Source organism: Shewanella sp. MF08487, from assembly GCF_050848685.1.
Classification (GTDB): Bacteria; Pseudomonadota; Gammaproteobacteria; order Enterobacterales; family Shewanellaceae; genus Shewanella; species Shewanella glacialipiscicola.
Genome location: NZ_JBOZPB010000022.1, coordinates 26,008 through 38,023, shown reverse-complemented (window position 1 = coordinate 38,023; position 12,016 = coordinate 26,008). Strand labels below are relative to the sequence as shown.

Annotated in this window: 9 protein-coding genes; 6 read left to right on the top strand and 3 right to left on the bottom strand. The window is 44.8% G+C overall.

Going from position 1 to position 12,016, the window contains the following annotated elements; genetic code table 11:
• The first annotated feature begins 204 nt into the window (after positions 1-204).
• The 5 genes from ACRN9H_RS14770 (at position 205) to dbpA (ending at position 4,590) form a co-directional block, all read left to right on the top strand.
• Positions 205-408 carry a YheV family putative zinc ribbon protein gene (locus ACRN9H_RS14770; protein WP_115407035.1) on the top strand — a complete coding sequence of 68 codons (204 nt, stop codon included), beginning with the start codon at positions 205-207 and terminating at the stop codon, positions 406-408.
• A 424-nt stretch (positions 409-832) separates the two neighbouring features.
• On the top strand, positions 833-1,336 hold the full coding sequence (locus ACRN9H_RS14765; RefSeq protein ID WP_115405184.1) for a hypothetical protein: 504 nt from the start codon (positions 833-835) through the stop codon (positions 1,334-1,336).
• 334 nt (positions 1,337-1,670) lie between these two features.
• Positions 1,671-1,844, top strand: coding sequence for a hypothetical protein (locus ACRN9H_RS14760; RefSeq protein ID WP_432314787.1), 174 nt, complete (start codon positions 1,671-1,673; stop codon positions 1,842-1,844).
• 186 nt (positions 1,845-2,030) lie between these two features.
• A complete protein-coding gene (locus tag ACRN9H_RS14755; RefSeq protein ID WP_432314785.1) occupies positions 2,031-2,897 on the top strand; it encodes a pirin family protein in 867 nt (288 codons plus the stop codon).
• Between the two features lie 316 nt (positions 2,898-3,213).
• Entirely contained in the window at positions 3,214-4,590 is a 1,377-nt protein-coding gene (gene dbpA, locus ACRN9H_RS14750) for an ATP-dependent RNA helicase DbpA (RefSeq protein WP_432314859.1), read from the top strand.
• 224 nt (positions 4,591-4,814) lie between these two features.
• Here dbpA and ACRN9H_RS14745 read toward each other — a convergent pair whose 3' ends face one another.
• The 3 genes from ACRN9H_RS14745 to rluA all read right to left on the bottom strand — a co-directional run bounded on the left by ACRN9H_RS14745 (position 4,815) and on the right by rluA (position 9,878).
• On the bottom strand, positions 4,815-8,438 hold the full coding sequence (locus ACRN9H_RS14745) for a S8 family serine peptidase (protein WP_432314783.1): 3,624 nt from the start codon (positions 8,436-8,438) through the stop codon (positions 4,815-4,817).
• A gap of 205 nt (positions 8,439-8,643) precedes the next feature.
• Entirely contained in the window at positions 8,644-9,105 is a 462-nt protein-coding gene (gene asnC / locus ACRN9H_RS14740; protein WP_006080290.1) for a transcriptional regulator AsnC, read from the bottom strand.
• A 95-nt stretch (positions 9,106-9,200) separates the two neighbouring features.
• On the bottom strand, positions 9,201-9,878 hold the full coding sequence (rluA, locus tag ACRN9H_RS14735; RefSeq protein WP_432314781.1) for a bifunctional tRNA pseudouridine(32) synthase/23S rRNA pseudouridine(746) synthase RluA: 678 nt from the start codon (positions 9,876-9,878) through the stop codon (positions 9,201-9,203).
• A 178-nt stretch (positions 9,879-10,056) separates the two neighbouring features.
• On the opposite strand from rluA, the gene ACRN9H_RS14730 reads away from it, so the two are divergent.
• A complete protein-coding gene (locus tag ACRN9H_RS14730) occupies positions 10,057-11,985 on the top strand; it encodes a peptidase U32 family protein (protein WP_432314780.1) in 1,929 nt (642 codons plus the stop codon).
• The last annotated feature ends 31 nt before the right edge of the window (positions 11,986-12,016 follow it).

The following is a 12,016-nucleotide window of genomic DNA, read 5'->3' as shown; positions in this document are numbered from 1 at the left end:
GTACAACCCTGTTTCAAACCACAACCTGACTCGATAACTCGGACAATTAATCGACTTTTCAGGATGATCTTTCGTGAATCGCATCACATCGCCCTAAGGCTTCATACTTTAAGGTAACGCTGGTATTCAAGCATCAGTGTGGCAAAATAGCAGCAATTTATTCGGCCGAATCTCTTGGCCCTGCTATCTGGTCCCTTATCTATTATGACAAACACTAAAATCAAAAAGCGTTTCGTAGCCGGTGCTAAGTGCCCAAAATGCAGCGCCAAAGATACTATTTTGCTCTACAAGGAAAACGGCATCGAAACCGTTGAATGCACAGAGTGTGACTACCGTGAACAGCAAACCGATGAAAAGGTCACTGAAAAAGCCACCGGCGCTGTGATAGGCGTGTTTAAGCCTGACTAGGTTTCGCTAGGTAGTCCAGAAAATTAGATTCGTAAAAAACATCTCCGATGTGCAGTGTCGATTGGCAATATTACTTCAGTGATACGCCGCCTATTGTTTTTAAAATAAGCTTCCCTGAGGGCTCGTCGATGGCATCCATGCCACCGACGGTCACTTCCGTAATAATGCCAATCCTAACTAACCCTCTCGCTATTCGTTTAACTGCCTCAACGGCTCGAATGTCAGCCCTTTGTGAGCTTATAATTTGAGATACATAAAGTAATGGATACCATAAAGTAAAGCCTAGCGATGAGGGACTTCAAAAATTGTTTCAGTGAATCAGACTTACCTAGTCTGGTTCAGGCACAAAATCCTACCATTTTGCGCTGGCTTCGGGCTAACGCGCATGCGCACTATATAAATATTAGGGAAGTCAACAGAACTCATGTACTCAAAAAATACACAAAAGCTTGTAGAAATACATATATCTGAAGCTAAAAAACATGCATTACAGTTGTTCGCTTTCACCAGCGCCATATTCCCAGCAGAGTGGAGTAGCTCTTGGAATGAAGTAGTTACTTTTAGTCTTCTAGAATTTTCATTTCATGCCAGAAAAGTTAACGAGTTATGTGAGTTTAAAAATGAGGCTTTTCCTAGCATTAATCAGTTAATGGTTAAAATATCTGAGAATGACCCTGGGAATTGGGAAACCAATTACCATTTTGCCTTAAATGCTTTTATACATATTAAGTCTTTCATAATTGGCCAGGCGCACGCTGACCATAGAGTTATATTTCCGAGTTCATCGGCCAACTTACAAACAACGTATGTAAAAATTAAAACGGACAACTATCAAGAAAGAACCATCAGTATTTGTGGTTTAGTCTTTTGTTTTTTAAATCATGTAATACCCTTGCTAAGGAGTAAGTATCCTGATTTAAAGTTTTAATCGCGGCGTTAGCGATAGATTTCCTCATGGTCGTTTAATCCGTGAATCACTCTACACCAGACTGATTCACGCTATCCCCTAAAACCCGCCCTAACCCCCGTTTGCGACTATTCTGGGGCATTTTTTCCCTTAAGATGAATCAAATCTCTAGAGAACTGATTCATCTTCCTGTTACGTCCATTCTGACTAGTTATATCAAGTGTTGATTGGTTTGTAGTCGAAAGAGGCGTTACTGATAGAATATCTAATCCGAATCTGGCTAATAAGAGTAAATTATCTAACAAGGTTATGCTCCATATTTTTAGATGACGAAACAGTTGTATGGGGTGTGAGAATGGCCATTGGGGCATCTGTGACCGTTGGCGACATGGATGTCGCCGTCGAGCCCTCACGGAAGAGTTTACGGCGTGTCACTGGGGAGACAATGGCCATTACCTCTGAACCAGTGATTAAACGTTATTCCGTTTTTCTTTCAAAACGCTTAAGCGATCAGTCTCGTTTAAGCTAGCTAGAACGCCTTGTACTCAATCTTCAACCGTTCTATATTTTCGAATGTTTAGGCCGTGATTTCGCGTTATTCTTTTGTAAACTTCCTTGTTATTCTGCCTCCATCAGCAAAGCGTTTGTGTCTTGTGTTAGCCGTAGTATTTTGGCGTTGTACGCACCGCTTTGCTCAACCGATAGGAGAGCAGCAATGAAAGTATTAAGTCAGTTTTCCGCCAAAGCCGCGATGGATGGCGATGGGGTCAATATTCGCCGTGTCGCCGATTTTGTGACGACTAAATTTGATCCTTTCTTGATGATCGACGAAATTAAATCCGATGATGAACAAGACTTTATTGGCGGCTTCCCCGCACATCCCCACCGCGGGATGGAGACTTTCACTTATATTCGTAAGGGCGGTTTTGAGCACCGTGACCAAATGGGCAATGTGAAGGCGATTCGTGCGGGCGATGTGCAGTGGATGAGTACCGGGTTTGGGGTAGTGCATTCTGAAATGCCGCTGGCCGATGCTGTTGATGGTCTGCATGGGTTCCAAATTTGGGTCAACATGCCCGCCAAAGATAAGTTGCGCCCCGCGACGTACCAAGATACTGCGGGTAGCACGAGCGTTGAAGCGACCAATAACACGGGCGCTAGCCTAAAAGCCCTAGCAGGTGATTGGGGCTTTAAAGATCAACCGCTGATTAGTGCGACCATTCAAGGATTAGCGGGCGAAGCTGCTATTGCTGATTTGAGCTTAGCGCCAAACGCTGAGGCTACGCTTGATTTGTCTCAACATGAGTTTGTGGCTTTGTATTTATATCAAGGTGGCTTACATAACCGTGACTTAGATGAAGGCGCAGATCGTTCCTTTGATGAGGGCGATTTTTTAGTGCTTGATAGTCAAAGTGAGATCAAATTTAAAGCTGATGAGCGCGGCGCTGGCATGTTACTGTTTGCGGGTAAACCTATCCGTGAAAAAATCGTCCAGATGGGCCCCTTTGTGATGAACACCCAAGCAGAAATTCAACAGGCGCTCCGCGATTACCAAGAAGGGCGTTTTGGCCATATCGCGTAATTTATTAAATCTGCCGTACTGAGTTAATTCTGAAGCTAAATCTAAGCCCTGACTTCTAGCAGGGCTTTTTTGTTGCTGTTCACGCCTGCTATGTCTATTGCTTAAGGACTTGAGGCAAAAGTCGCGCTTTGTTGCTACAATAGCCGTGCTTTTGGGTTGAGCTGGCTTAGATTTTTAATCTAGCCTAAAGCTAACCTGAATGTAAATAAATCAGTTTAATCGATAAGTAACGCAATTTCAGTAACCTAGCAGCCGCTTCGTTACCCACCACAGGATATTCACCTTGAGCAACTCTGATACTAAGCCTAATCCATCAATGGCTTTTTCGACTCTTAAGCTAAAACCCGAACTGCTTGAGAACCTTTCTTCTATGGGCTACAACGAGATGACGCCAATTCAGGCGCAAAGTTTGCCACCCATTTTAGCGGGGCAGGATGTGATAGGTCAGGGTAAAACTGGCTCGGGTAAAACGGCCGCCTTCGGCCTAGGGTTACTGAACAAGTTAGACGTTAAACGCTTTCGTATTCAAACCTTAGTATTATGCCCAACCCGCGAGTTGGCCGACCAAGTGGCGCAGGAAATCCGTACCCTTGCCCGTGGTATTCATAACGTTAAAGTGCTGACACTTTGCGGCGGCGTGCCTATGGGGCCACAAGTTGGCTCGTTGGAACACGGCGCGCACATTATTGTGGGTACGCCGGGTCGTATCGTCGATCATTTAGATCGCAATCGCTTAGATTTAAGCAATCTCAACATGTTAGTGCTTGATGAAGCCGATCGCATGTTAGAAATGGGCTTCCAACCCGCCCTCGATGCCATTATCGAACAAGCCCCGCGTGAGCGCCAAACGCTGCTATTTAGCGCAACGTTCCCTGAACAAATTGAATCGATTGCTAAGCAAATCATGTATGAACCGACCATGGTTAAAGTGGAAGGTAATCACGACAGCTTAAGTATTGCTCAGCATTTTTATCACTTAGACGATGACAAGGCGCGGATGCAAGCGCTGCAATTATTGTTGTTAGAACATAAGCCTGAAAGTGCGGTAGTGTTTTGTAATACTAAGCGTGAAACCCAAAAAATGGCCGATGAGCTTGAAGAGTTAGGCTTTAGCGTATTGGCACTACACGGCGATTTAGAGCAAAGAGACCGAGACGAAACCCTGCTGCAATTTGCTAACAAGAGTGCTTGTGTACTGGTGGCGACCGACGTTGCTGCCCGTGGTTTAGATATCGATGCGCTCGATGCCGTGTTTAACTATCACGTTGCCTATGACACCGAAGTGCATATTCACCGTATCGGCCGTACAGGCCGTGCGGGCAGTAAAGGCGCCGCTTATACCTTCTATAACGACCAAGATGGTTACAAAATTGCCTTGTTAGAAGAGTACTTAGAGCGCGAAATTACCAGCGAATCACTGCCATCTGAAAGTCTGCTCGGCAACACGCCTGCAGCGCCAACCATGATCACTTTACAGATCGATGGCGGTAAGAAGGAAAAGCTGCGTCCTGGGGATATTTTAGGTGCACTGACGGGTGATAACGGTATTGAAGGCTCGCAAGTCGGTAAAATTCAAGTAACCGATTACCGCGCCTATGTGGCGGTTAATCGTCAAGTCGCTAAAAAAGCTTTGAATAAACTAACGGGTGGCCGCATTAAGGGTAAATCTTACCGTGCTTGGCCGATGAAGTAAGACATATAAGCTTAATAAGGTTAATTGAGAAATGACTCGATAAACCTAAGCTGCAGTGATTGAAGGGGAGTGGACTTAGGTTCATTCCCCTTTTTTATATAAAAAATCCGAATGTATTTAATACATTCGGATTTTCATTTAGGTCAATAAGCGGCTAACTGAGCGTTTTATACCAACGATCGTTATTAGCCATCAACATTGCCTTTATTCGGTCTATTCATTTGTTATTTCATGCGGCGACGTATTGCTGCCAAAGGTAATAACAAGGCTGTTAACCAACCCAGTGCACCGCCACCTGACGATTCGACTTTTTTAGCATTTACAGTAATCGTTGCAGTACCTGGATCACTTTCAAGTTTTCCGTCAGAAGCGATCACTGAGAAGGTGAAGACATGCTCGCCAGCAGGAGCCGCGAAGTTAATTTTGCTACCACCATTGGTAAATGCGACTTTAGTACCACCAGTTTGTACCCAGTTATAGGTTAACGTGTCGCCGTCAGCATCTTTCGCATTGGCCTCGGCTGTTACAACATAGCCTTCAGTGCTGACCATACCTGTCGGTGAAACTGTGGGTTTTGTATTATTAATCAGTACAGTTACCGTTGCAGGTGCTGAAGTGTTACCCATAGTGTCCAGTGCAACAACTTCAACTTCTATCGTTTTGCTTTGTTGATTAATCACGGCATCAGCACTTAAACGTACCGTGCCATCCTTATCGACTATAACCATACTGCTGCTAGAACCTAAGGTCACAAACTCAGAGAATGGGCTGGTAATCATATCTGGATCGGTTGCGGTGAGTTTACCGATCACAGCACCTACAGCCGCACCTTTATCTACTGAAAGTGTCACGTCTGCTACTGTTGGTGCAGAGTTACCTTCATCTGAAGTATTGGCTGTAACTGACATAGAACCTGAGTCGGATAAAAACATAAAGCCGATAGCGTTGTCGCCAACTTGAGTTTTTAAGGTTGCACTAGCACCCGGTTTTAGCTCAGTGACTTCATTACCTTCGGTATCAAGGAGCATGGCTGAGGTTCCTGAACCATCCAATAGCAATGTTGCGGTTACACTGTCCTCATCGCCTGAGGGGGTTGGCGCCCAGTCGCTATCTTCGGCGCGAAAACGAACCGTGATAGTTTTGCCTAAATCGGCTTGAGTTAGCCCTAAATCTTCAAAACAGGCGGTGCTAGTTAAAAAGTCATTACCTGTCACATGGTACACAGGCTCTAATATTGCACCCTCATCGCCATAGGGAGAGACTACGCCATAAATCACTTTAGGATAAGCCTCATTAAACCAGCTCAAATTAGCCGTGGCTACGGTGTAATCCCATTCGCCATCATTATTGAGGTCATAATCGACCGAATAGTTACCCGCTAAAGGGTGAATAATCGGATCGCGCATTTGGAAGGTGTTATAAATCGCAATACCTGCATTACATGAGCCATCCACTAAAAGCTCACTTGATGCATTGAGCAAGTCGTGACGCTTGGTGATATCTACTGGGCTAGTTGCTAACAACGGCGCTGTAAATGGATCGCTAATGGATGTTGCACCTACGTTGGTGAGTGTACGCACTAAACCATCGGCAGTTTTTTCGGTAGTCACAGAAATGGCTGCCGCTGCTTTCGGTAAAATGTGATAAACCAAATGTAATGCTTTTTCTTCGCCATCCATGAATTGAATCGCGCCATCGTATTCTGATAGCGTAAGTGCTGTTGATGCATCCTCAGCAGTACCATCAAGCTCATAGGATGATGTGAGCGTCCATTCAGGCAGTTTTGTTGGATCAATCGTTGCGGTTACATCGAAGCTAACCGTTTGTCCTGCTGGAATTGTCACACTTGCTGGTAATTCAAAGCTCAGCGCTCCAGAGTCGATATCATTTTGGAAACGTTGCTCGGCTTTGAGCGTATAGGTTTTCTCTGCAGTGGAGAAGTTTTTTACCGAAACTGTTTTAGTTACGGACGTAGTTTTATTGAGTGCGAGCAAGCCAAAGGCTAGTGCGGCTTGTTTCGTCTCTTTATTCCACGCGATAACAGGTAAATTAACTGCTTTTTCAATATCGACTAAACCTGAACCAATATAGCTAATCGGTGCTAATTCGGCATCGGGATTAATTGCTTTTGGCTCAAGTGTTACGTCTAGATTTGCTGAGTTCATCATCGTTGCTTTAATTTCAAAGGCACTACGATGGGGTAAGGCTTCACGTACGATACTGATAGCACCAGCTGTGATAGGGCTAGAGAATGAAGTACCACTAATTGGGGTTAGGCCATCACCTTTACCTGGTTCAGCGGTAAGGATATCGGTACCTGGAGCGGTAATTTCAGGTTTTAAAGTACCCGCAATAGAAGGGCCGCGTGATGTAAACGTAGCAATAGCACCTGCAGTCGTCACTTCTGTTGATGAAATACTAAAGGCTACATCGCCTGCAGCTAGAGCTGCTTTAATTGCATCACCGTCTTCTTTTGACACCATAACTGATGGAATAGTGATGTTATCATCCTCACCGCCCATCACTATGGTGCCAGCTGCGTTGTTTGCTACGACGACAAATGATGCGCCTTTAAGCTGAGCATTCAATACTTTAACAGCAAAGCCACACACGCCTCGATCGATCAATACCGTTTTACCGGTTAAATCTTCAGTGTATGCGAGGCAACCATTTTTATTGGCGGCAGGATATACCATTGGCGCCGTTGCATTGCTGAAACTATATTCATTTGATTTATTAAATCCGGCACCCATTGCATCAATAGCCCCGCCCATGAACATGGCATCTATTTTGCCAACTTTGGTGGTGGGATGTGTCATCGCTCCAACTGACAGGGCGCTATTGGTGGTACTCGGGCCGCCAACGATAAAAGGGGTTGGGCCATCATTACCCGCAGAAATAACCAGGTTAACGCCAAGCTGCACCATTTCATCGATTAATACTTGAACGGCGCCGCCATCGGTATCACCAAAATCGCCGCCTAAAGACATGTTGACTGTATCAACGCGATCGCTGATATCACCATCGCCATTAGGGTCCATTGCAGCTTCAAGAGCATTAAGCTGTGCAATACCCGAACAAGTTCTCTCACAAATAGAATAAACCAGTAGTTCAACGTCTGGCGCAACACCTACTACAGAGTGGCTAACATGGGTACCGTGGTTAGTACCGACATCAATCGGGTTAGGGTCGTTATTAACAAAATCCCAACCGCCAATCACTTTTCCTTGTGGCCAATTAGGCGCTTCACTCTTAGCGGCAGCGGCAGTGTTATAGTCAGCAATTACGCCTGAACCGCCTAGCGCTTTGTGAGTGTAGTCAACCCCTGTATCAAGAATGGCAACACGCTGGCCTTTTCCTGAGGCAACGCCTGCTTCAATAATGGCTTTGGCTTTTATGTATTCAGCACTGGCTTCAACATTCAGCTTGTAGTCATAGATAGGTAATATCTCGGCGACTTCAGCATTTTTGAGTAAAGAGGTAATTTTTTTATAATCGCCCTGAACAATAATGGCGTTAACCAATTTTGAGGTCGTTGCAACAACCTTAATATCGGCATCCATGCTCTGAATGGCATTTTTAACTTTTGATTGTGAACTTTCGATATTGCTCATCACCGATTGACGATTCATGCCTTTCAATTGACTTTGCTGAGCAATCGAGGGGGCTTTTAAGCGGATCATCCAAGCCGAAGCTTGTTTTTGTTCATTACGTGGATTTTTAGTGACGCTCTGACCCGCATACTTGTCCGTTGTTTGGTTCGTTGTATTGTATTGGATTGGTGTACCGGCGAGTGCAGCGCTAGATAATAGGGCTGCAGAGATAGCGATTGATAGTTTTGTTTTCACAACTTCTTCCTTGTCAATTAATACGTTAGCACTTTATTTTTTAAAGCGCTGACGGTCGAATTGTTATTGTTATGCTTCGCTCTTTGGCGATGGCACTAGAAGTTGTAACACGTAACGATAATATAGTTAACAGTTTGTAGCGAAAAAGATGTAAATCACATTTTGCCGTATTTTGTGCTGTTTGTGCGTTTTTGATAGTATTCGCTTAAGGCTTAACGGCTCTTACTATGGGGTTTTGCAAGCTAATTAGGGTTTCTGTTGACTGGATTTCATCAATGGATTGAATGCGATTAATCAATACATGCTGTAAACCATCAATGGATTGGCACATAACCTTTACAAAAATACTGTAATTACCAGTAGTATAGTAGGCTTCTACGACTTCTTCTAAGGCATTGAGTTTTGCAATCGCTGCTGGGTAATCGCCCGCACTCTTCAGATTGATACCAATAAAACAACACACGTCATAGCCGAGGGCTTTTGGGTTTACCGTGATTTGTGCGCCGGTAATAATGCCTGCTTGCTTCATTTTTTCTACGCGAACATGAATCGTGCCGGCACTCACGCTGAAGCGTTTTGCGAGTTCGGCAAACGGCGTGCGCGCATCTTGCATTAGGGCTTCGAGGATATGGTTATCAAGTTGATCGCGCTGAAATGCGGTATCCATAATTAAATTCTCTATAACGTAATGAATTATCATAAAGTTACGTTTTTTTATAGAGAATTGCTATAGCTTTTGGCGGTATTAGCCGAGATTAATGATCATTGTTCGCCTTGTGGCTCACAAAAAGGCGGTTCAGCGCTAAAAGTCATACTAATCCCTGAGTATGGATGTTTAATAGTGAGTTCTGCGGCATGCAATAACAGGCGTGGTGCTAATGATTTTGCCAGTGGATCAGCATAAAAACCATCCCCTAAAATAGGATGACCCAGCGCCATCATGTGTACGCGTAGTTGATGTGAACGGCCAGTGATAGGCGTGAGTTTAACAAGACTTGAGCGTTTGGCACGACTCAATACTTGGTAGTGGGTTAACGAGGGTTTGCCAACAAGATGATCAACTTTTTGTTTAGGCCGATTCGGCCAGTCGCAGATGAGCGGATAATCAATACTACCCGTGTCATTTTTGACATGGCCCGCAACCCTAGCAAAGTAGGTTTTGCTGGTTTCTCTATCATGAAACTGGCGTTTTAATTCACGCTCGGCGCTGCGGATTAAGGCCACAACAATCACGCCTGAGGTCGCCATATCGAGGCGATGGACAATTTGGCTGTGGGGATACTCGGCTTTCACTCGGGCGTAAACACTGTCGTAATGGGCAGGCGAGCGACCGGGCACAGACAACAACCCAGAAGGTTTGTTAATCACGATAATGTCTTTATCTTGATAAAGAATATCGAGCCAAGGAGTGGTCGGTGGTTGGTAAATAAAGTCAGTCATAAGGAGGCCTATTCGTCAATGCGCGGCAAAGATACCCTGCTAGGCTTGAGGGTGCAAGTTCAGGTTAATAAGCAAAAAAGTAAAGCGTATTAGTTGATGATTTGCTGATAGAGCTAAATTTTAGATTTTGTTATACTCACCTCCTTTTCGTTATCGATGATTTTGAGCCTGTAAAGCCATGAGCCAGCCAGATATTTACACCCCTGAGAATCTTTCTCATGTTCATAACCGCCTAGAGTTATTGGCGCCTGCAAAAAATGCCGATTATGGTATTGAAGCCATTCGCCATGGTGCCGATGCGGTTTACATTGGTGGCCCAGCATTTGGCGCACGGGCAACGGCGGGCAACAGTGTTGAAGATATCGCGCGTCTGTGTACTTATGCTCATCAATATCATGCGCAAGTATTTGTTGCCCTCAACACTATTTTGATGGATGACGAACTGAGCGCCGCCGAAAAACTCATTTGGCAATTGTACGATGCAGGGGTTGATGCGTTGATCGTACAGGATATGGGCGTGTTGCAACTTAACTTGCCCCCCATTGCCCTGCATGCCAGTACCCAAATGGATAACCGCAGCCCAGAAAAAGTGGCATTCTTAGAGCAAGTGGGCTTTTCTCAAGTGGTACTCGCCCGTGAGTTGGGCTTAAGCCAAATCCGTGATGTTGCAGCGCATACCAATATGCAACTCGAGTTCTTTATTCACGGTGCGCTCTGCGTGGCTTACAGTGGTTTATGTAATTTGAGTCATTCTTTTAGTAATCGCAGTGCTAACCGCGGTGAATGTTCACAAATGTGCCGTTTACCGGGCAATCTTAAGACTCGTCAAGGCGATGTGTTAGCGCAAAACGAACATTTACTGTCTTTAAAAGACAATAACCAAACCGATAATCTCGATGCGTTAATCGATGCAGGTATTCGCTCGTTTAAGATTGAAGGTCGCTTAAAAGATTTAAGCTATGTTAAAAACGTCACTGCGCATTATCGCCAAAAGCTCGATGAGATTATCGCGCGTCGCCCTGAGTTTAAGGCGTCGTCCCATGGTCGTTGTGAGCACAGCTTTATTCCTGATCCCGAAAAGACCTTTAACCGTGGCAGTACCGATTATTTTGTTAATGAGCGTAGCCAAGGCATTAAAGATTTCCGTTCGCCTAAATACATAGGTGAAGAAGTGGGTAAGGTCACAAGCATAGGTAAAGACTTTATCCAAGTAAGCTCAAGCCATGAGTTTAATAATGGTGATGGTTTAGCGTTTTTCCCGGCTAACTTTGCTACGGCAAAACAGTCCGATGATAAGCTGCAAGGTCTGCGTGTTAACCGTGCCGAAGGGCTTAAATTACATGTATTGCAAGTGCCACGGGACTTAAACGTCGGCATGACTCTGTATCGTAATCATAACCAAGCCTTCGAAGCCCAGTTAGCAAAGGAGTCATCTAAACGAATTATTGGCGTTGATTTACGTTTGAGTGACACCGATGATGGCCTAGCACTGACATTGACCGATATCTACGGATTAAGCGCCACCGTTAACTTAGCGGTCGACAAAACGCCAGCCACCGATATTGATAAAACGCTGCAAAATACTCGCACTCAGTTGGGGAAACTCGGTAGTACCGACTTTGTTGCCCGCAGCATTAGTATCGATACCGCGCAAGCATGGTTCTTGCCCGCCTCAGTGCTTAATGGCCTGCGCCGTGAAGGCGTTGCAGCGTTAGAGGCCGCCCGCGTGCAAGGTTATGTGCGTCCATTGCCGTGGAAACATAATCAAAATGCAGTGTATCCAGTTAAACATTTAAGTTACTTAGGCAACGTAGCGAACGAAAAAGCGAAAGACTTTTATCAACGCCACGGCGTGATTGAAATCCAAGATACCTATGAGAAAAATGGCGTAACAGAAGACGTACCATTAATGGTAACTAAGCATTGTTTGCGCTTTAATTTTAATTTATGCCCGAAAGAAGTGCCTGGAATTAAAGCCGATCCTATGGTGCTTGAAATCGGTAACGATGTGCTTAAGCTGGTGTTTGATTGTCAAAAATGTGAAATGATGGTTGTTGGTGAGAATCGCCAAGTCAGAGGCAAAAAGGATCTCTGGACCGAAGCGTAACTAAAGCGCCTACTGTCTTAAAGAATATAAA